The sequence below is a fragment of the Chryseobacterium sp. Mn2064 genome (genome assembly GCF_049319685.1).
In the GTDB taxonomy this organism is placed as follows: Bacteria; Bacteroidota; Bacteroidia; order Flavobacteriales; family Weeksellaceae; genus Chryseobacterium.
Genome location: NZ_JBMOUE010000008.1, coordinates 42441 through 62943, shown reverse-complemented (window position 1 = coordinate 62943; position 20503 = coordinate 42441). Strand labels below are relative to the sequence as shown.

At 35.7% G+C, this 20503-nt stretch carries 19 protein-coding genes; 13 read left to right on the top strand and 6 right to left on the bottom strand.

The window, feature by feature from the left end; genetic code table 11:
• The first annotated feature begins 71 nt into the window (after positions 1-71).
• From ACL9RH_RS22205 to ACL9RH_RS22190, 4 genes are all read left to right on the top strand, one after another.
• Positions 72-917, top strand: coding sequence for a mechanosensitive ion channel family protein (locus tag ACL9RH_RS22205; protein WP_422695515.1), 846 nt, complete (start codon positions 72-74; stop codon positions 915-917).
• Between the two features lie 98 nt (positions 918-1015).
• Complete coding sequence (locus tag ACL9RH_RS22200; RefSeq protein WP_422695514.1) at positions 1016-2539, top strand: T9SS type A sorting domain-containing protein; 1524 nt, start codon at positions 1016-1018, stop codon at positions 2537-2539.
• A gap of 174 nt (positions 2540-2713) precedes the next feature.
• The gene (locus tag ACL9RH_RS22195) at positions 2714-3283 is read left to right on the top strand and encodes a Crp/Fnr family transcriptional regulator (RefSeq protein WP_422695513.1); all 570 of its coding nucleotides are present in this window, start codon (positions 2714-2716) and stop codon (positions 3281-3283) included.
• 133 nt (positions 3284-3416) lie between these two features.
• Positions 3417-4685, top strand: coding sequence for an adenylosuccinate synthase (locus ACL9RH_RS22190; protein WP_422695512.1), 1269 nt, complete (start codon positions 3417-3419; stop codon positions 4683-4685).
• 24 nt (positions 4686-4709) lie between these two features.
• Here ACL9RH_RS22190 and ACL9RH_RS22185 read toward each other — a convergent pair whose 3' ends face one another.
• The 3 genes from ACL9RH_RS22185 to ACL9RH_RS22175 form a co-directional block, all read right to left on the bottom strand.
• On the bottom strand, positions 4710-5327 hold the full coding sequence (locus ACL9RH_RS22185; protein ID WP_422695511.1) for a hypothetical protein: 618 nt from the start codon (positions 5325-5327) through the stop codon (positions 4710-4712).
• Positions 5328-5384: 57 nt separating this feature from the next.
• On the bottom strand, positions 5385-7139 hold the full coding sequence (gene aspS / locus ACL9RH_RS22180) for an aspartate--tRNA ligase (protein ID WP_422695510.1): 1755 nt from the start codon (positions 7137-7139) through the stop codon (positions 5385-5387).
• Positions 7140-7276: 137 nt separating this feature from the next.
• Positions 7277-7639, bottom strand: a complete 363-nt coding sequence (locus ACL9RH_RS22175; RefSeq protein ID WP_422695509.1) for a hypothetical protein — start codon at positions 7637-7639, stop codon at positions 7277-7279.
• Positions 7640-7751: 112 nt separating this feature from the next.
• On the opposite strand from ACL9RH_RS22175, the gene ACL9RH_RS22170 reads away from it, so the two are divergent.
• Together ACL9RH_RS22170 and ACL9RH_RS22165 are read left to right on the top strand one after the other, a co-directional pair.
• Positions 7752-9146: an MATE family efflux transporter gene (locus ACL9RH_RS22170; RefSeq protein ID WP_422695508.1), complete on the top strand. Its 1395-nt coding sequence runs from the start codon at positions 7752-7754 to the stop codon at positions 9144-9146.
• 138 nt (positions 9147-9284) lie between these two features.
• Positions 9285-9404 carry a 30S ribosomal protein THX gene (locus tag ACL9RH_RS22165; RefSeq protein ID WP_422695507.1) on the top strand — a complete coding sequence of 40 codons (120 nt, stop codon included), beginning with the start codon at positions 9285-9287 and terminating at the stop codon, positions 9402-9404.
• A gap of 60 nt (positions 9405-9464) precedes the next feature.
• Here ACL9RH_RS22165 and ACL9RH_RS22160 read toward each other — a convergent pair whose 3' ends face one another.
• The 3 genes from ACL9RH_RS22160 to ACL9RH_RS22150 all read right to left on the bottom strand — a co-directional run bounded on the left by ACL9RH_RS22160 (position 9465) and on the right by ACL9RH_RS22150 (position 11970).
• Positions 9465-10118 carry a DUF937 domain-containing protein gene (locus ACL9RH_RS22160; RefSeq protein ID WP_422695506.1) on the bottom strand — a complete coding sequence of 218 codons (654 nt, stop codon included), beginning with the start codon at positions 10116-10118 and terminating at the stop codon, positions 9465-9467.
• Positions 10119-10199: 81 nt separating this feature from the next.
• Positions 10200-11459, bottom strand: a complete 1260-nt coding sequence (locus tag ACL9RH_RS22155) for a protein O-mannosyl-transferase family (RefSeq protein WP_422695505.1) — start codon at positions 11457-11459, stop codon at positions 10200-10202.
• Between the two features lies 1 nt (position 11460).
• Positions 11461-11970, bottom strand: a complete 510-nt coding sequence (locus ACL9RH_RS22150; protein WP_422695504.1) for a DUF2480 family protein — start codon at positions 11968-11970, stop codon at positions 11461-11463.
• A gap of 155 nt (positions 11971-12125) precedes the next feature.
• Between ACL9RH_RS22150 and lpxB the strand changes: the two genes are divergently transcribed.
• From lpxB to ACL9RH_RS22115, 7 genes are all read left to right on the top strand, one after another.
• A complete protein-coding gene (lpxB, locus tag ACL9RH_RS22145) occupies positions 12126-13229 on the top strand; it encodes a lipid-A-disaccharide synthase (protein WP_422695503.1) in 1104 nt (367 codons plus the stop codon).
• Positions 13230-13263: 34 nt separating this feature from the next.
• Entirely contained in the window at positions 13264-14352 is a 1089-nt protein-coding gene (locus ACL9RH_RS22140) for a glycoside hydrolase family 99 protein (protein ID WP_422695502.1), read from the top strand.
• Positions 14353-14493: 141 nt separating this feature from the next.
• Positions 14494-16263: a ComEC/Rec2 family competence protein gene (locus ACL9RH_RS22135; RefSeq protein WP_422695501.1), complete on the top strand. Its 1770-nt coding sequence runs from the start codon at positions 14494-14496 to the stop codon at positions 16261-16263.
• A 144-nt stretch (positions 16264-16407) separates the two neighbouring features.
• The gene (locus ACL9RH_RS22130) at positions 16408-17070 is read left to right on the top strand and encodes a succinate dehydrogenase cytochrome b subunit (RefSeq protein WP_422695500.1); all 663 of its coding nucleotides are present in this window, start codon (positions 16408-16410) and stop codon (positions 17068-17070) included.
• A gap of 15 nt (positions 17071-17085) precedes the next feature.
• Complete coding sequence (locus tag ACL9RH_RS22125; RefSeq protein WP_422695499.1) at positions 17086-19098, top strand: fumarate reductase/succinate dehydrogenase flavoprotein subunit; 2013 nt, start codon at positions 17086-17088, stop codon at positions 19096-19098.
• Position 19099: 1 nt separating this feature from the next.
• Complete coding sequence (locus tag ACL9RH_RS22120) at positions 19100-19681, top strand: hypothetical protein (protein WP_422695498.1); 582 nt, start codon at positions 19100-19102, stop codon at positions 19679-19681.
• A gap of 24 nt (positions 19682-19705) precedes the next feature.
• Positions 19706-20473 (top strand): succinate dehydrogenase/fumarate reductase iron-sulfur subunit, encoded by a 768-nt coding sequence (locus tag ACL9RH_RS22115; protein WP_047096265.1) that lies wholly within the window; start codon positions 19706-19708, stop codon positions 20471-20473.
• Positions 20474-20503: the final 30 nt, after the last annotated feature.

Sequence of the window (20503 nt, the reverse complement as noted above, 5' to 3'; positions counted from 1 at the left end):
GTTCATATTTAAATTCTGCGAGAAAAATCTTTTATTCATTCTTATACATATTAAAATAAGCAGTTATACAAATGGACGATTTAGAACTGAACAAGATTCAACAGCATTGGGACACCTTAATTTCTTCAGCGATTTCATGGGCACCGAGAATTTTTACAGCCATTATTTCTGCATTGCTTATTTATCTGATTGGATCATGGATGATCAGAATGATTAAAAAACTGGTGGCAAAAGCTTTCAGAAAACGTAATATGGAAGCATCGCTGCAGCATTTTCTGTTAAATATTATCAACTGGGGATTGAATATTCTTCTTTTCATTGTTGTAGTAACTCAGCTAGGTGTACAGACTTCTGCGTTTGTAGCCATGATTGGTGCTGCTGGTTTGGCCGTAGGTCTGGCTTTACAGGGATCTTTGACGAATTTTGCCGGCGGAATTTTAATCTTACTGTTAAAACCCTTCAAAATCGGTGACTTTATTGCTACCAACTCCGGGGTTTCAGGAACGGTGCAGGCTATTGATATTTTCCATACAAAACTTGTCACTCCACAAAACCAGCTAATTGTAATTCCCAACGGTGTTGTTTCTAATAATAGTATTACAAACTTTACTCAACTAGGAACAAGGAGAACATCATTGGATATTGGCGTTGCTTATGACGCAGATCTTAGGAAAACAAAGGATATTTTAATGAATGTCATTAGGAATAATCAATACGCTCTTGCTAATCCTGCACCACAGGTTGTGGTGACAGAACTTGGAGACAGTGCAGTGAATGTATCCGTAAGAGTAAGTACTGCTACAGAAAATTTCTGGACTATGAATGAAGAATTAATCATAGGTTGTAAAGAAGCTCTTGATAAAGCCGGAATTGGTATTCCTTTTCCACAGAGGGATGTACATATTTATAATAGATAACTCGAAAAAATTGCTGTATTACTATGATACAGCAATTTTTTTTGAATTAGATCTCTTACTCAGAGATTGTATTATCTTTGTGTCCAAATTAAATAACCATGATAAACAGACTTTTTCTTTGCTTAGGAATATTCTTTACCGGAATATTTGTCGCTGCACAAAATCAGTTTCTTGATCCTACTTTTGGCGCGAATGGAGTAGTAACCTATTCTCCGGGGAATAATTTCAGTTTTAATTATGAATCAGGAATCATTACTCCTCAAAATAAAATAATTGTTAGTGGAAGTTATTCTAGTGCACCTAATTCGGATAATATTACTAATTTAATTCAAAGACTTAACGCTGACGGATCCGTAGATACTAGCTTTAATACTTTAGTAATCCCCCCATTTAACTATAATCGTTTTATTCGAATGGCTCTTCAATCTGATCAAAAAATTCTTTTGGGAGATATCTCTGGAAGAAAAATTATTCGTTTAAATGAAAATGGAACATATGACACAGGATTTGGGGATAATGGTGCTGTCCATGCAGCAATATTTGAACCATACTTCAGTGCTAATGGAATAGATGGACCTCATAGGTTAAGTAGTATGTTTATAACAAATAATAAAATTTTACTCTGTATGGGTGCTTACATGAATCAGGAGTCGAAGTATGTAATTATGCGCCTTAATGAAAATGGTTCTATTGATTCTACTTTTGGAAATAATGGAATAGTAATATTACAAGATTGTTTCCTTGGGAGGTTGGTACTTCAAAACGATTCAAAACTTGTATTTGTAGGGCAAAGAGAAAATGGAACATTTGTAAAGTCAAGATTTACTGCTAATGGGGTTCTAGATTCTACTTATAATAATAATGATTTACAATATACACCACCAGGAACTTATGAGACTAATTTTTTTAGTGCGGCTGGTAAGGATAATAATGTTTATATGTATGGTTTTACTAGCTCTACAGCGGGAGATAATCTTATTATTTTAATGAAATTAAATCAAAATGGAGAGTTTGATACCAGCTTTGGAACAAATGGTATTGTCATTGAACCTTACTACAATAATAATACGATTTATTCTGCAGCAACGAACATAAATTTTGCTACAATATTACTTGACAATAATAATGATATATTTGTGGTAAATATGGCCAGTCCTAATGGTAACGCTGCTGATATGAATCAGGTTGTTAAAAAGTTTAAACCAAATGGAACTGTTGATGCAGGGTTTGGTAACAATGGGGTGGTTGATATTGATTTAAATTATAGAGAATCTGTAAGATCAGCTATCTTAACACCAGATCAAAAAATTATGATTTTCGGTAATCATCAAACTCCGAGTAAAGGTATTATCACTAAAGTTTTAAATAATGCCAATGCTTTATCTGTAAAGAATCAGGAAATTAAAAAAGATAATGTGAGTATTTATCCTAATCCTGTAAAAGATATCCTGAATATAAAAAATGCAAAGTCGAAAGATTTACCTATTGAAATAGTAGATGCAAGCGGAAGAAGTATTTTAAAAACAATAGTGAATGAAAATAAAGTAGATATAAGTCATCTTGAAAAAGGAATATATTATCTTAATACAGGTAATACTACTCATAAATTTATAAAAGAATAAAAGGTAAAGACGGGATTTTTTCTCGTCTTTATTTTTTCTCTCAATCCATAGTTATGAATGGGTCAACAAGAAGAGAAGAAGGATATTTTAAAGTTATTTTTTGTCAAATGGTAATGGCAATCAGGAATTACTTTTATATCTTTATCTTACCACAATCTGTGGATCAAATAAAACATGGAAGAACTCTTTAACTATATAAGAAAATTTGGAATACTGAACGAGCACGATGAACTTTTGATTTCAAAGGGAATTCAGCAGGTTAAGGTGAAAAAAGGCGCTCCTTTTATAGAAGCCGGTAAAGTAAGCCAAAGAATTGCTTTTGTAAAAGAAGGAGTTTTCCGTTCTCTGTACTATAATAAAGAAGGAGATGATTTTACCCGCTATTTCATTTATGAAGGACGTTTTATCGGTGACTTCCAGGGATTTACTGATCAGCTTCCTGCTCATGAGTATATTGAAGCTATTACAGATGCCGTATTACTTGTCATAGATCTGGAACATTTTAAGTTATTGGAAAAAGAAATTGCGATATGGCCGGTTTTATTCGCAAGAATTCATGCATTTGTTGTAGAAAACAAATTGAAAGTTGCCAGTATCATGTTGAATCAGGATGCAAAGTCCCGGTATATTCATTTCTTAAATCATTATCCAGGTCTTGCTAATAGGGTTCCTCAATCTATGCTTGCTTCTTATTTGGGAGTAACTCCTTCTTCACTCAGCCGTATCAGAAGAAATATCGTTTAAGATAATTAATGATAGCTTTTAGTCATTAATACGTTTTACACTATGTACTTTTTATAATTGAGTTTCCTTTTTGTCAAATGGCAATGGCCTTCTTTTCAAACTGTTCTAGCTTTGCATCATAAAATTTAAATATATGGATATTGTATTAGGACTGCAATGGGGAGATGAAGGAAAAGGAAAGTTTATAGATCTTATCAGTGAAAACTACGACATTACAGCCCGTTTTAACGGCGGATCTAATGCTGGACACAGTATAGAAAGAAGCGGACAGAGAATTACCCTTAAAATGATTCCTTCCGGTATCTTTATGAAAGGAGTACAAAATGTAGTAGGTACAGGAACTGTTCTGGATCCGGTGAGTTTAAAAAAAGAAATAGAAAACCTTCAGATTTTCGATCAAACGATTCATCCTGTAAACAATCTTATTATTTCTAAAAAAGCTCATTTTGTATTGCCTACCCACAGACTTCTAGACGCTTTTATGGAAGATCATCCTGATTATACAACAATCGGAACCACCCGAAACGGAATAGCACAGGCTTATTCAAACAAAATTTTAAGACAGAATGTACGGGTAGGAGATATGTTTTTACCAGACTTTGAAGAAAAGGTACATCATATTTTAAAAAGAGATTATAAGCAGCTTTCAGAAGGTGGAATGGTTTTGCCTTCCCTGGAAGAGATCAGCCAGGAGTTTTTTGAAGCCATAGACTTTCTGAAGAAATTCAATTGTACAGAAACCGAGATCTACTTAAACAAAGCATTGTCTGAAGGTAAAAAAATATTAGCAGAAGGCTCTCAGGCTGCCATGCTGGATATTGATCACGGAACCTACCCATACGTAACATCTTCCTCTACTACAGCGGCAGGAGCTTGCATCGGACTAGGAATTTCTCCTAAGAAAATGGGAGAGATCTACGGAATTGCCAAAGCATATTGTACCAGAGTAGGAAACGGAATGTTCCCCACAGAATTATTTGACGAACTTGGAGATGAAATCAGAACGAAAGGAAATGAATTTGGTTCCAACACGGGCCGTCCAAGAAGAACAGGTTGGTTGGATCTGCCTGCTTTAAAATATGCCATCATGATTAATGGAGTTACTCAGTTGGTATTAACAAAAGCTGATGTTCTGAGTGGATTGAAATCTGTGGCAGTGTGTACCCATTATGAATTGGAAGATGGGAAAATAGAGACCATCTCCGGATCACTACCAGAAAACAGCCGTCCTGTATTGAAATGGCTGAATGGCTGGAATGCTGATTTCTCTAGGATGAAAAGTCCTTCTGAGTTACCAACAGAATTACAAGAATTCCTTTCATTTTTAGAAGCAGAATTAGAAGTTCCTGTCACTTATCTTTCCATAGGACCGGGAAGAGAGCAGATGTTAAAAATGAAATAAATTTTTATTCATATAAGGCGGGAGTTATTTCCCGCTTTCATTTTTTTGAGGCCAGCTTTCTAAAAATTCCAAATCTAGATAATAGTTGGTAGGAATGTATTTGTCGTAGTAAACTTTTGTGGAGGGATATTGTTGAAAAATTTCTTTTAACGTAATCTTATCAATGTTCGTGAAAGCAGTGAGTGTTATTAATAAATTATCTTTGATGTATTCAATGGTGATTTTGGTCTTTACAAACTCAATATCTCCTTTATAATAGAAAATGTTGGTATAATCGTTTTGGTCTTTACCAACCCCGAAAACATAATGTTCTATAATAGCCTGGCTCAAATCTACATCTTCGGTGATTTTGTGACGTTTTATGTCTGGAACAACAACTTCTCTATTAAAATTTTCAACAGGAAATCCTTTTTCACTTTCAATGATCGAATAAACGTAATAGTAAACAGGCGCTAGAATAAGAATTCCAATGACAAAATACCCACCTTTAAAATCTAGGTTACTGTTGTTTTTTGAATATCCGATCCCATGAAAAAAGAAAAGTAAACCAATCAACCAACAGATCGTTATTACAACTCTCAAAGGTGTCCATTTTTTGCTTTTTGCAGGTGGAATGTTTACCTTTTTCTCTGATGTATTCATTGGTTACGTTTTCTGTTTAGGTATAAAAAAAGCGGAGAATTTTTCTCCGCTTCTAATTTATGCTTTTAAATTCAATTGTAATTCTAATTCATCGAGCTGGGCATCAGCAATTGAAGCAGGTGCATCAATCATGACATCGCGTCCTGAATTATTCTTAGGGAATGCAATATAATCTCTGATTACTTCATTTCCATCAAGGATCGCAACCAAACGGTCAAATCCAAAAGCTAAACCACCGTGTGGAGGTGCTCCGTATTTGAAGGCGTTCATTAAGAATCCGAACTGAGCTTCAGCCTCTTCTTTGGAGAAACCTAAAAGATCAAACATTTTAGACTGAAGATCTCTGTCAAAAATTCTGATAGATCCACCACCGATTTCGTTTCCGTTCAGAACCATATCGTAAGCGTTGGCTCTTGCCTTTCCTGGATCAGTTTCCAATAAGTTGATATCTTCTGGTTTTGGAGATGTGAAAGGGTGGTGCATGGCATGGTATCTTTCTGTATCCTCATCCCATTCTAACAGAGGGAAATCAACAACCCAAAGTGGTGCAAATACATTTCCTTTTCTTAATCCTAAACGGTTTCCAAGCTCCATTCTTAAAGCAGAAAGCTGAGCTCTTACTTTATTTTCGTTTCCACAAAGAATCAGCATTAAATCTCCTTCTTTAGCTCCGAATTTTTCAATGATTTTAGCTAAATCTTCTTCGTTGTAGAATTTGTTAACCGATGAGGTTTTTACTCCATCATTCTGGAATTTTACCCAAACCATACCCGAAGCACCAACCTGAGGACGTTTTACCCAATCTACAAGTTCATCAATTTGCTTTCTTGTATATTCTGCACATCCTTCTACATTGATTCCGACAACCAGTTCAGCGTCATCAAATATTTTAAAGTCTTTTCCTTTTACCAGTTCATTCAATTCTACGAATTCCATTCCGAAACGGATATCCGGTTTGTCATTTCCGTATTTTCTCATCGCATCAGCGAAAGTCATTCTTGGGAAATTTCCGAATTCCTGCCCTGTAATATCTTTGATAAGAGTTTTAGTCATTCCTTCGAATACGTTCATCACGTCTTCCTGCTCTACAAAAGCCATTTCACAGTCGATTTGTGTAAATTCCGGCTGTCTGTCTGCTCTTAAATCCTCATCACGGAAACATTTTACAATCTGGAAATATTTATCCATTCCACCTACCATCAAAAGCTGTTTGAAAGTCTGTGGAGACTGTGGTAATGCATAAAACTGTCCTGGGTTCATTCTGCTAGGAACTACAAAGTCTCTTGCACCTTCCGGAGTAGATTTAATTAAGACAGGTGTTTCTACTTCGATAAATCCTTCATCAGATAAGTAATTTCTTACCTTCTGCGCCATCTTGTGACGGAAGATCAGTTTATCCTTTACCGGGTTTCTTCTGATATCCAGGTAACGGTATTTCATTCTTAACTCTTCACCACCGTCTGTTTCATCTTCAATAGTGAAAGGTGGAAGTTGCGAATCGTTAAGGATGGTTAGTTTTTCTACTAAAATTTCAATTTCCCCAGTTGGAATATTAGGATTTTTGCTGACTCTTTCAATGACTTTTCCTGTCGCCTGAATCACAAATTCACGTCCTAATTTTTTAGCTTCTTCCATCAGCTGCGCAGAAGAACGATCCTGATCAAAAACAAGCTGGGTAATTCCGTAACGATCTCGAAGATCTACCCAAATCATAAATCCTTTATCACGGATAGTCTGTACCCATCCAGATAGTGTAACTTCTTCATTCAGATTTTTCAGAGATAGCTCTCCGTTTGTGTGTGATCGAAACATAATTATTTGTTTAAAGTTCAATGTTTAAGGTTCAATTCCGAACCTTGAATTTTTCGTTGGCAAAGATAAGATTTTTGCAGGTTTTATAAATAAAAAAAACTTCCTTTCGGAAGTTTCGTATGTTGTTTTTAGATTTTTTAATCTCTATTGCCACCTTTTGCAATCAGAATTTTTTTAATTTCTTCGCTGCCTTTTGTTTCGTCAGCTACTTCAAGTGGGGTTTTGTTCTGACACTTTTTATTTACACTGGCCTTATTATTCAAAAGGAAATTGATAATATTCTTTCTGTCGGACATTACACTAAAGCCAAGTGGCGAATAAAGTACATTTCCCACCAGAAAGCATTTGTTGTAATCTCCTGGCGCAAACTGTTTTTTGAATGCCGTTACATCATCAGTATAAATGGCTTTCATTTTTTCCTGTGTCATTGTTTGAGCAGAAAACATATTGGCACATAATAATGCTCCAAATAGAAAAGTTGTAGAGATTATTTTTTTCATAATGATCATTTTTAAGAATATACAAATCTAAATTAAATTTTATTATCAATTGCTAAGTTTTACTAATAATTGGATTTGTATTTTTGGATTTAAATAAATTATTGATTGTGAAATGATGAAATATGTTGACTTTTTGAAAAAAGCTTTCAGTGGCGAGGAAACGGATTTTACGAAAGTGGGTATCAGAAGTGCAGTTTTGCTTTTGGCTATTCCGATGATGTTGGAAATGGCTATGGAGTCGGTATTTGCTTTAGTAGATCTGTATTTTGTAGGCCATCTTAAAGAGAGTGGCTTTGCCATTCAGACGGTTGGCCTTACGGAGTCTGTGCTTTCTGTAATGTATTCTATTGCGATAGGGATGAGTATGGCGGCTACAGCTTTGGTTGCAAGAAGGATTGGTGAGAAAAACCCTGAACAGGCTTCCCGAAGTGCAGCACAGGTATTGTTGGTTTCATTTGTTATAACCTTTATTTTGAGCTTGCTGGGAGTAGTATATGCTGAAGAAATTCTGACTTTAATGGGAGCGAAGCCTGAAGCGGCTGCCTATGGAAAAGATTTTACAAGGATTATGATGGGAAGCAGCACGATTATTATGCTTCTGTTTCTGATCAATGGTATTTTCAGAGGAGCAGGAAATGCGATGATCGCTATGAAAAGTTTATGGATCGCCAATATTGCGAATATTATTCTTTGCCCGATTTTAATAAGAGGTTTAGTTCCTGTTCCCGCAATGGGACTTACCGGAGCGGCATTGGCTACAACGATAGGGAGAAGTATTGGGGTTATTTATCAGTTGTATCATCTTTTGGTGGCAGATACACAGATCCGTATAAGACTTTCCTATTTTAAACCGCAGTATGATTTAATAAGATCGATTGTAAAGATTGCAACCCCGGGAATTTTCCAGTTTGTGATTGCTTCCTGTAGCTGGATCTTCCTGGCAGAGCTTGTAGCTACTACAGGTGGTGAGAATGCTTCGGCAGGTTATCAGACAGCACTGAGGCTTATGATGTTTTTCATGCTTCCCGCCTGGGGACTAAGCAATGCAGCATCTACATTAGTAGGGCAGAATATGGGAGCGAACGAAATGATACGTGCAGAACAATCCGTTATGAAAACCGTGAAATACAATGTGATCTTTATGTTGATCGTAAGCTTGATTTTCATCTTTATGGGGAATTTTTTGGTTAGCTTTTTTACTCAGGATATCGAAATCAAGAAGTTTGCAGAAAATGCTCTTCATATTATGAGTATTGGATTTATCTTTTATGGAATTGGAATGGTGATGATCAATGCTTTTAACGGAGCAGGGGATACTTGGACACCGACTTGGGTGAATCTTTTCGGATTCTGGCTGTTTCAGATTCCTTTGGCTTACTTCCTTTCCAAACATTTGGATATGGGACCCAAAGGAGTATTTATTTCGATTCCTGCAGCGGAAACATTGATTACGGTTGTCGCATTTGTTTTATTTAGAAGAGGAAAGTGGAAAACAGTAAAAGTTTAATTTTCATACTTTTGGAAAGTAAATTTCTGGGATTCTGAAAAAAGAATATTGTTGTTTATAAAACTTTAACAGGTTGATTATTTTGATGTTAATTCTAAATTTTCTAAATTAGTAATAACAACAAAATATTTTATTACTATGGGAAAAGGAGACAAAAAATCAAGAAGAGGAAAAATCAATTCCGGAAGTTATGGAAAAAGAAGACCTAAAAAAGCGTCAAAATCTTATGCTGCTTCTGAAGAAAAATCTAAAAAGTAAATGCAATAAAAAAGGCCAAAGAAATTATCTTCAGCCTTTTTTGTATACAAATTAAACTAATTATTTTCCAAAAATATTTCCAAGGATACTGCCTAAGCCACCACCTTGTTGTTGCTGGTTTCCACCGCCGCCCAATACACTTCCAAGTATATCATTTAAAGGATTTCCAGAAGATTGGGATTGTCCGCCTCCTAAAACACTTCCTAAGATATCGTTTAAAGGACTCGACTGCTGAGTTTGTGCCTGATTGGAAGCATTTCCAAGAATACCACCTAGAAGATCACCTAAACCACCGGCCCCTACATTATTCTGTTGCTTCTGCTGACCAATATATCCCATCACAACAGGAGCCAGCATGGCTAGAATAGGTCCTATTTTATCAATTGAAATTCCCGTATTCTGTGAAAGTTGATTTTCTACAGTACTTTTTTGACCTCCAAAAATATGATCAAGGATAGAACCTCCTTCGGCCTGCCTTGCTTCAATCTGAGAGGCATCATTTAAAATACTTCCGTTGTGGTCTTTATCCAAAGCACTATTTAAAGCTTCTGCTTCTTTTGCGTCCTGAGATTTGTTTCTAAGGTAAGAAATAATAAGAGGGGTAGCTACCGCCAATAGGGCAATTACCTGGTTTCTGCCGATTCCGAATTTGTTTTCAGCCTGTTCAGCAACCTGGTTGCTTGTGTTCCCTGTAAGTAGGTCAATTAAACTCATTTTTTGTGTTTATTAAGTATTAAGTAACCCAAAGTTATCAAAAAATATGCCTGATAAAATATCGACACTTCATAATTATTGTTAAAGTTTTTTGATCTCCTTTTCAGTATATCCTTTACTCTTCAAAATCTCTGTATACTCTATGGCATTTCTGGTCATCCAGGTAATGATTTCCGGAGCTTCTTTTTGATCAATAGTAAATTCTAAAATTCCAACATTATCATTCATCCAGGGAAGAAGATAATAGTTCAGGCCTCCTTTATAACTTTTGAAAGCATGTATTTCTTTCCCTTTATCTGTAGAAAATATAAATGTATAGCACAGAAAATATCCCAAAGGTATCAGTAAAGCTACCCACGATACCTTTCTCAAAGATGCATATCGGGCAGAAGATAGTCCATATCCGATGGAAATGGCAAAAATGATATTGAAAGGAAGAAAGAAAACATAATTATCCGAAACAGCATAAAATGTTGAAAAGCCATAAACACACACTGCTCCAACTAAAAAGACAAAAAACATGTTCCTGTTAGATCTGTATAATACAATGCAACCTGCGATTCCGAAGAAAGTGAATACATTAAAATTATATACCAGATACACAAGAGAAATGAAGAAATCCTTTATATACTGTATAGGAGCCTTTTTGAATGTATCTTCCACCCAGGTTCCTTCATCAGAAGCATAAGGCGAACTGAAAGGTAATCCCTGTAAAATATTTAAAATAAACAAAGACGAAAATAAAACAACAAAAAGGAGTAATGAATAGCAAACATACTTCTTCTCATGCTTAAAGCAGAAAAGGAAAACCAATAAGGAAGGAATCAGAAATATATCCTGAATATGTACCCAAAGACCTAATCCCAGAAAGAGGCTACTGAGGATGATGTATTTCTTTTTATTTTCTGAAAAAACCTTGATGATAGAAAGACAGAATAGACCTACCCACAAAGAATTGTATGCATATACTTCTACAATTTCAACATTTCTCCAGAAAGAAAAACTGAAGCCAAAAACAATGGCACTTGCAATAGAAATCCATTCTTTTTTTACAAGAGTTTTCACAGACAGGTAAACAGTAGAGACCGTTGCTGCTCCTGAAGTAATCATCAACAGACGGCTGGCTTCAATAGCATTAAGCTGTGTCAGACTTTTAATCAAAAGAACAGTATTGATATACAAAAAGTGAGACATCGCTGTAGCTGTGGTAGCCCATTCATCTTTTTCAACCGATAAAACAAACCCTATACAATCTCCAAAAGGAATTTTTGTGAAGCTCCCTAAATAGTAAATAACTCCAAAAATGCAAAATATAAATAAAGCAATGAAGTGTTTATTCATTCTAGTTCTTTATGATCGGAACATTGGAACAGGCCTCACCAAACATCAGTGATTTTACAATAGGCTTAAGCTGTTCTACTAGTTCTATATAAGCATTTTCAGGAATATCTTTATCAGAGCATCCTTTTACTAACACCCTTTTACCTCTCATATCTTCAAAATCATAAGTCTGTATCGCATTATGCATCAAAATAACTTCCAGATCCTCACGTTTTCCAAAAACAATTTTTTTAGCCACATCCGTAAGCTTTGCAGTGAGTACAAAATAAGCCCAAAGTGGAATAATAGTATCCACAGAATTATAAATATAGATATAAGATTCCTTATATTCTTCAATATCAATCGCTTCTACCTTCTCACGAAAATCCTTTTCCTTTAGGATCATTTCCTGAAAAAGAAAATCTTTAAGATCTATACCTCTCCTCTGCCCTTTTGGAAGCAGGGTAGAAAGATCAAAATTGATAAGACCGCTTTCGGCAACTTTATTTCGGATTTCAAATTCTTCTGACATTTTTATCATTATCTTTGAACAAATTTACGAATTAAGATGATATCTATTTTAATTTGTTCTCTATCCTTACCATAGAAACCTCCCATAACTCATCATCATACCGGAGAAAGGGATGTCTAATGGTTACACAACAAATAATAAAGGTTTCGAAAGAAATGAAATATTACATTATTGCAGGAGAAGCTTCAGGTGATTTGCATGGAAGCAATCTGATGAAAGCTTTACAACAGAAAGATCCTAATGCCGAATTCAGATTCTGGGGCGGAGATCTTATGAAAGCTCAGGGAGGAACCTTGGTGAAACACTATCGTGATCTCGCTTTTATGGGATTTCTGGAAGTTGTCATGAACCTGAGAACCATTTTGAATAATATAAAATTCTGCAAAGAAGATATTCTGAATAACAGGCCCGATGTTCTTATTCTGGTTGATTATCCAGGATTTAACTTAAGGATTGCCAGATTTGCCAAAGAACTCGGAATTAAAGTGATATACTACATTTCCCCACAGCTTTGGGCATGGAAAGAAGGCCGCGTAGAAATCATCAAGAAATATGTAGATGAAATGATGGTTATTCTTCCATTTGAAGAAGAGTTTTACAAAAAACATGGAGTTCATTCTCACTTTGTAGGCCACCCTTTGCTGGATGCTATTTCTGATCTTAAAGAAATAAGTGAAGAGCAGTTTAAAGCCGAAAACGGACTGAATGAGAAAGAGATTATAGCTCTTCTTCCAGGTTCAAGAAAGCAGGAAGTAGAGAAAATGTTGGAGATTATGCTTTCCGTAAGGCCACATTTTACAAATTATCAATTTGTCATTGCCGGAGCACCAAGTCTGCCTAAAGAATTTTACCAGAAATATGTGGATGATAATGTCCATTTCGTTTCCAATAAAACATATGACCTGCTAAGGTGTTCAAAAGCAGCGTTAGTAACTTCAGGAACAGCTACTTTAGAAACTGCATTGTTGAATATTCCCGAAGTTGTTTGCTATCGTGGAAGTAAAGTTTCTTATGCTATTGCTAAAAGATTGGTTAAAAATATCAATTACATTTCCCTTGTTAATTTGATTATGGATAGGGAAGTAGTAAAAGAATTGATTCAGGATGATTTGAATACTAAGAATCTTGTAGAAGAACTTCATAAAATAATGGAAGGAGAAAAAAGGGAACAGGTTCTGAATGATTACCAGCTTTTAAGAGAAAAACTGGGTGGAAAAGGAGCGAGTGCTCACGCGGCAGATGTTATTTTGAAAGTATAAGTTTTTTGTTGATTCTTCTTTAATTATTTTGACCATGAATTACCTTAACCGTTCTCTGTTATTTTTTGTCTTACTATTTTTTTTCTCGCCAAGTTCTGCACAGAATAAAGACAGGGAAAAAGTTCAGATATTTTACTACGGCTGGTATGGAAACCCTGCAACCGATGGAAGCTACTCCCATTGGAATCATGAGATCCTGCCACATTGGAAAGATCCGAAATGGAACAACCTGGGGCATCATCAGGGAGGAGACGATATTGGAGCCAATTTCTACCCAGCTTTGGGTAATTACAGTTCCAATGATAACAAGACCATTGAAGCCCACATGAAAATGATTAAAGAATCAGGAGTAGGAGTGGTTGTGGTAAGCTGGTTGGGGAAAGATTCGTTTACCGATAAAAGCTTATCCAAGTATCTTGATATTGCAGACCGTTTTGGATTGAAAATAGCCTTTCATATAGAACCTTTCTATAAAAATATAATAGAGCTTAAAGAACAGCTTGCTTATCTTGTGAAAACGTATTCTAATCACCATGCTTTTTATAAAAAAGAAGGAAAACCGCTGTATTATGTGTATGACAGTTATAAAATTCCAAAAGAGGAGTGGACAAAAATGCTAAGCAAAAACAGTAAAGAGACCATTAGGAATACTAATCTGGATGCTTTGTACATAGGATTGTGGGTAGAAAAAAATGATTCAGAATTCTTTGACAAGGCAGGGTTTGATGGTTTTTATACCTATTTTGCCAGTGAAGGATTTGTATTTGGTAGCACTGTTTCCAATTGGAAATACCTTGCAGACTATGCAAAACAGCATCATTTGATCTTTATTCCTTGCGTTGGTCCAGGATACTCGGATACAAGAATAAGACCTTGGAATGAAGCCAATTTCAAAAGCAGAAATGAAGGAAGATATTATGAAAATATGTTTGATGCTGCCATTAAGGTGAAACCTGAATTTATAGGTATTACCTCATTCAATGAATGGCATGAAGGAACTCAGATAGAACCCGCTATCCCTAAAAAAGCAGGAGATTTCCAATATGAAGATTACGGGAAAGATCCTGAATTTTATATCAAGGAAACCAAACGTTTGACGAATAAATTTCTAAAATCGAAATAATATACTTTTAAATGGTTTTTTGATAGAAAAAAATCAGGTCTTTTATTAACGCTTTTTTTCTCGAAATAAAACCAATTCAATAACTACAGAGCTGTTCTTACATTGATTAATTGATTACTTTAATAGTGTAATTGATTGAAATTGAATAAACAACCTCTTCTTATTGTAACCCTTTGCTTTATCTTGGGAATTTTCTTTCAGGATAAAATGTTGCTCACAAATATTTCAGTTTTATTTGTGGCACTTATCAGTGTGGCAATGGGAAGTCTGTTATTTTTTCATTCTTACTTTCTGCATAAGATAAAAGCGGTTTTGCTGAGTTTTGTATTTTTTGGAGCAGGAATTATTCTTCATTTCTTTACCATACTTCCATCGGAAAGTGATCTGAAAAAAGAAAAAGGGACGGTAGTTTTCAGAATTACTCAAAAGCTGAATTCATCACCAAAATATAAAAAATATGAAGGAGTAGCAGAATGGGGAGATCAGAACTTTAATTCTATTTTGTATCTGCCTAAAACCAGCAAAGAACTGGATTTTATACACTATTACCAATCAGAAGCCTTTGTGACAAGACCTTATCCTCCACAATATAACTTTCAGTTTGATTACGCCCGATATCTTCGCCGTAAAAATATTCAATATCAGATTTACGTTTCTGGTGAACCTATATATACAAAACGGGATGATTTAGATTTGACTGATAGGATTCGGCAGCTTAGATTGGAAGTTCTTAAGAAAATTGATCAATCTGAAATGTCAGTAACAACCAAAGAATTTTTAAAAGGAATTATTCTGGCTGACAGAACGGGTATGGACGCTGATACTGTAAAGGATTTTAATAGGTCCGGTCTTGTTCATTTTCTGGCAATTTCCGGAACTCATATTGTGGTTATTTTCGGAATGTTTTACTTTTTGATGATGAGGTGGGTTCCTTTACGGTATAGATATTATACCGTAGTTTTTAGTTTGATATTTATTTGGCTATTTGCTGCATTTATTGGGTTTGGAAACTCGGTATTGAGATCCTGTATTATGCTCAGTACCTATTTTATATTTGTGCTGCTTCAGAGAAAGCCGGATCTGTTGCATTCCCTTGCTTTGTCAGCATTAATAATACTGATTATGGATACACAGCAGATATTTGATGTAGGATTTCAACTGAGCTTTATAGCAGTTCTGGGAATATTTTGGTTGAATCAGCCTCTGTTAAAATATTTTCCAAGACAGGATGATTATTTAAAAAAGCTTCTGTTCAATACTATTACAATTTCGCTGTCTGCCCAGTTGGCTACATTACCGTTGGTTCTCTATTATTTCCATCAGTTTTCATTCATTTCTATTGTGGCCAACTTTGTTATTGTTCCGTTTTCTGAAGTGATTATTGTTTTTTCATTTTTGCTGACAGCACTCATAGCGGTTGATTTCAATTTTATATGGATTAGCAAAGTGTATGATTATATTATCCAGATTTTGTTGAAGGTTATTCATTGGTTTTCTGAAGCAGATATTTTCTATTTTGAGAATATACCGATGAATATAGTTGAGGTGTTTTTGGCTTTTATGGTGATCTTCTTTTTAAGATTTGCTATTCTGAGATTTGACTTTAGAAACTCCATGAGATTTGCTGTGACCGTGTTGTTATTTTTAATGATAAGAACAGGTTATACCACTTTTGAAAACCAAAAAGAAGAAATTATTTTACATGATTTTGGTAAAAAGAAAATTTTTTCAATAAAAAATGGCAGTAAAACGTGTTTCTGGATTTCGGATATGGCAGAGCATGATAGAGTTTTGCAGTTTATCGTTAAACCTTATTGTGCATCAAGAAGAGTTGCCTTCTACGAAATAAAAACATTTCCATCCTCCGCTCAGAAAGCGGTTTTCAAGGGTCAGATTTATGATGTAAAATAGGGTTTTCCTTTTTATGATTTTCCTGTATGTATAACGTGTTAAACTCTTATTTAGAAAGATTACAAACTGTCTAATTGTGAGATTTCTCACTTTTCGATATTGTTAAACTTTCTTAATTTTGTGGAAATTCAAATTTAAACTTATATGGCAGGTTTAACGAGTTCTACGATAGGTAGAAAATACGCTATGGCATTATCAGCTATGTTTTTGCTGATTTTTCTTATACTGCATTTGACAACCAATTTGTTATCAGTTCTAAACAAGGATGCTTTCAATACTGCATCTGACTTTATGGGCTATAATCCTTTTGTGCAGTTCTTAATGCAGCCTATTCTTGGCTTTGCAGTAATTTTCCATTTCGCGATGGGATTTGTATTGGAGATCAAGAATAATAAAGCGCGTCCGGTAAAGTATGCAGCGAACAACGCATCTGTGAACTCTTCATGGATGTCCAGAAATATGATTATTTCAGGAGCCGTTGTGTTGGCTTTCTTGGCGCTTCACTTATATGATTTCTGGTTCCACGAAATTACTTACAAGTACGTGGATGGGAAACTTCCTAATTCAGAACGTTTCTGGCCGGAACTTCATGAGAAGTTCTCTGATCTTTGGAGAGTGGCTTTGTATGTAATCTCTTTTGTTTTATTAGGATTGCACTTAGCTCACGGATTCCAGTCTTCATTCCAATCTATTGGAGCAAGACATCCAAAATATACACCGGTAATCAAAGCTTTCGGGAAGTGGTATTCAATCATTATTCCAGCAGGATTTGTTATCGTGGCAGTTTACCATTTTATAACTCAATAATATCAATATACTAGTATGAGTAAATTAGATTCAAGAATTCCGGCGGGTCCTCTTAAAGACAAGTGGAAAAATCATAAAGACCATATGAACCTTGTTGCACCAAACAACAGAGATAAGATTGATATTATTGTTGTAGGTACAGGTTTGGCAGGAGGTTCTGCTGCAGCTACATTGGCTGAGCAAGGATATAACGTTAAAGCATTCTGCTATCAGGATTCTCCAAGAAGAGCTCACTCTATTGCAGCTCAGGGAGGGATCAACGCAGCTAAGAATTACCAGGGAGACGGTGACTCTACTTACAGATTATTCTATGACACCATCAAAGGAGGTGACTATAGAGCAAGAGAGGCTAACGTTTACAGATTAGCAGAAGTTTCTGCAAATATTATTGACCAGTGTGTTTCTCAAGGAGTTCCTTTCGGTAGAGATTACGGTGGTCAGTTGGATAACCGTTCATTTGGTGGGGTTCAGGTAAAAAGAACTTTCTATGCAAAAGGACAAACAGGACAGCAGTTATTATTAGGAGCATACTCTTCAATGAGCCGTCAGATCGGTAAAGGAAGAATCAAGATGTATAACCGTCATGAAATGCTTGATCTTGTAATTGTCGATGGAAAAGCAAGAGGAATTATCGCTAGAAATCTTGTTACAGGAGAGATCGAAAGACATTCTGCTCACGCAGTTGTAATTGCTTCAGGAGGATATGGAAACGTGTATTTCCTTTCTACTAACGCAATGGGATCTAACGTTTCTGCAGCGTGGAAAATTCACAAGAAAGGAGCTTACTTCGCAAACCCTTGCTATGTACAGATTCACCCGACTTGTATTCCAGTTCACGGAACACAGCAGTCTAAACTGACTTTGATGTCTGAATCATTAAGAAACTCCGGAAGAATCTGGGTTCCTAAAAAACATGAAGATTCAGTAGCCATCAGAGAAGGTAAATTAAGACCAGAAAATATTAAAGAAGAAGATAGAGATTATTATTTAGAAAGAAGATACCCTGCGTTTGGTAACCTTGTTCCTAGAGACGTTGCTTCAAGAGCAGCTAAGGAAAGATGTGACGCTGGATTCGGAATCGAAAATAACGATACTCAGGAAGGAGTTTACCTTGATTTCTCTACAGAGATCATAAAGAAAGGTAAAGAAGCCGCTATCGAAAAGCATATTCATAACCCGACAGATCAGCAGATCTATGACCTAGGTAAGAGCTGGGTAGAGGAGAAATACGGTAACTTATTCGTAATGTACGAAAAAATTACAGCTGATGATCCTTACAAAACTCCAATGAAGATTTATCCTGCGGTTCACTACACAATGGGTGGGGTATGGGTTGATTATAACCTTCAGTCTACAATCCCTGGATGTTTCGTAATTGGTGAAGCAAACTTCTCAGATCACGGTGCCAACAGATTGGGTGCTTCCGCATTGATGCAAGGTCTTGCTGACGGATATTTCGTACTTCCTTATACGATTGCGGATTACCTTTCTGCAGATATCAGAACAGGAGCTATTCCTACTACCACACCAGCTTTCGACGAAGCTGAAAAAGGAATTAAAGAAAAAATCGAATTCTTCTTGAATAACAAAGGAACTCATTCCGTAGACCACTTCCACAAGCAGTTAGGAAACATTATGTGGAACAAAGTAGGGATGGGAAGAACGCCTGAAGGATTAAAAGAAGCAATTAAAGAAATCGAAGAAGTAAGAAACGATTTCTGGAAAAATGTAAAAGTACCTGGTGAAGGTGAAGGGATGAACACTGAGCTTGAAAAAGCATTCAGAGTAGCAGACTTCCTTGAACTAGGACAATTAATGGCTATCGATGCACTACACAGAAACGAATCTTGTGGTGGACATTTCCGTGAAGATCATTCAACTCCGGATGGTGAAGCGGAAAGAGACGACGTAAACTACAAATACGTCGGAGCTTGGGAATATCAGGGAGACAATATCAATACAGAAGTATTGCATAAAGAAGAGCTGATATATGACAACATCGAGGTTAAAACTAGAAGTTATAAATAGTATGAAGAATTTAAAAAAATTACTACTATTCTTTGTAATTGTCTTTGGATTCTCTACTGTTGTTGCCCAGAAAATCACAACTCAGGCTATTGATAAACCTGCTGAAGGGAAATCATTAGTGTATATTTTAAAAACTGGGGCAGGGATGTTGATTAATTTCAGAGTGTACGATAAAGATATTTTTCTTGGACCTATTTCAAGCGGAAAATATTTGGTTTATGAGTGTGAACCGGGTGAGCATTTGTTTTGGGCTGGTGCAGAAAACCGAGATTATGTTGAAGCAAACTTAGAGCCTAATGCTGTATATGTTATAAATGCAGAAGGCCAAATGGGAGCTTTTGTTGCTGGTGTAAATCTTAAACCTTTAAAACCTACAGAGTTTAGAGATAAGAAACTTTTCTATCAGGTGATCAAAGGAGATACTAAAAAAGTATACGAGAAATCACAAGATGATAAGTCTGAAAATATTGCAAAAGCAATGGAAAAATATAAGGAGTTAAAAGCTAGAAACTCTAATAAAATTGCACTTCTTACTTCAGATATGAAGTTTGAAAATGCAGATAAACCAGAAAAAAATAAATAATCTCCAACCTATAAATAAAAAATTATGAGTGCAAAAAAAGGCTTACATCTTACGCTGAAAATTTGGAGACAAAAAAACAACAAATCTAAAGGTCAGTTTGAGACTTATAAAATATCAGATGTATCTACTGATTCTTCATTCCTGGAGATGTTGGATATTCTGAACGAAAATTTAATTAACGAAGGGAAAGAACCTATCGCTTTCGACCACGACTGTCGTGAAGGAATCTGCGGGATGTGTTCACTTTACATCAATGGTAGAGCTCACGGGCCGGATACAGGTATTACAACTTGTCAGCTGCACATGAGAATGTTCAAAGATGGAGAGACTATCGTTATTGAACCTTGGAGAAGTGCCGCTTTCCCTGTTATCAAAGATTTGATGGTAGACAGAAGTGCTTTTGACAGAGTAATGGCAGCTGGAGGTTTCATTTCTGTGAACACTTCAGGTAATACACTGGATGCAAATGCAATCCCGGTTCCTAAAGAAGATGCGGACAGAGCAATGGATGCTGCTGCCTGTATCGGATGTGGAGCTTGTGTAGCAACTTGTAAAAACGGTTCTGCAATGCTATTTGTGGGAGCTAAAGTTTCTCAGTACGCATTACTTCCTCAAGGTAGAGTAGAAGCTAAGAGAAGAGTTCTGAACATGGTGAAGGCTATGGACGAAGAAGGATTCGGAAACTGTTCAAATACAGGTGCTTGTGAAGTGGAATGCCCTAAAGGAATTTCTCTTGAAAACATCGCTAGAATGAACAGAGAATATATGGCTGCTCTTGTAGATCAAGGATAGAATTGATTCAAATACATAAAAAATCGCCTT

Bases quoted from the DNA above. Each gene is read 5' to 3' on its own strand.
- ACL9RH_RS22155 (WP_422695505.1), bottom strand. From the start codon at position 11,459: ATGAATAAACACTTCATTGCTTTATTTATATTTTGCATTTTTGGAGTT.
- aspS (WP_422695510.1), bottom strand. From the start codon at position 7,139: ATGTTTCGATCACACACAAACGGAGAGCTATCTCTGAAAAATCTGAAT.
- ACL9RH_RS22150 (WP_422695504.1), bottom strand. From the start codon at position 11,970: ATGTCAGAAGAATTTGAAATCCGAAATAAAGTTGCCGAAAGCGGTCTT.
- ACL9RH_RS22195 (WP_422695513.1), top strand. From the start codon at position 2,714: ATGGAAGAACTCTTTAACTATATAAGAAAATTTGGAATACTGAACGAG.
- ACL9RH_RS22190 (WP_422695512.1), top strand. From the start codon at position 3,417: ATGGATATTGTATTAGGACTGCAATGGGGAGATGAAGGAAAAGGAAAG.
- ACL9RH_RS22170 (WP_422695508.1), top strand. From the start codon at position 7,752: ATGATGAAATATGTTGACTTTTTGAAAAAAGCTTTCAGTGGCGAGGAA.
- ACL9RH_RS22160 (WP_422695506.1), bottom strand. From the start codon at position 10,118: ATGAGTTTAATTGACCTACTTACAGGGAACACAAGCAACCAGGTTGCT.
- lpxB (WP_422695503.1), top strand. From the start codon at position 12,126: ATGAAATATTACATTATTGCAGGAGAAGCTTCAGGTGATTTGCATGGA.
- ACL9RH_RS22200 (WP_422695514.1), top strand. From the start codon at position 1,016: ATGATAAACAGACTTTTTCTTTGCTTAGGAATATTCTTTACCGGAATA.
- ACL9RH_RS22185 (WP_422695511.1), bottom strand. From the start codon at position 5,327: ATGAATACATCAGAGAAAAAGGTAAACATTCCACCTGCAAAAAGCAAA.
- ACL9RH_RS22205 (WP_422695515.1), top strand. From the start codon at position 72: ATGGACGATTTAGAACTGAACAAGATTCAACAGCATTGGGACACCTTA.
- ACL9RH_RS22130 (WP_422695500.1), top strand. From the start codon at position 16,408: ATGGCAGGTTTAACGAGTTCTACGATAGGTAGAAAATACGCTATGGCA.
- ACL9RH_RS22125 (WP_422695499.1), top strand. From the start codon at position 17,086: ATGAGTAAATTAGATTCAAGAATTCCGGCGGGTCCTCTTAAAGACAAG.
- ACL9RH_RS22115 (WP_047096265.1), top strand. From the start codon at position 19,706: ATGAGTGCAAAAAAAGGCTTACATCTTACGCTGAAAATTTGGAGACAA.
- ACL9RH_RS22140 (WP_422695502.1), top strand. From the start codon at position 13,264: ATGAATTACCTTAACCGTTCTCTGTTATTTTTTGTCTTACTATTTTTT.
- ACL9RH_RS22120 (WP_422695498.1), top strand. From the start codon at position 19,100: ATGAAGAATTTAAAAAAATTACTACTATTCTTTGTAATTGTCTTTGGA.
- ACL9RH_RS22165 (WP_422695507.1), top strand. From the start codon at position 9,285: ATGGGAAAAGGAGACAAAAAATCAAGAAGAGGAAAAATCAATTCCGGA.
- ACL9RH_RS22175 (WP_422695509.1), bottom strand. From the start codon at position 7,639: ATGAAAAAAATAATCTCTACAACTTTTCTATTTGGAGCATTATTATGT.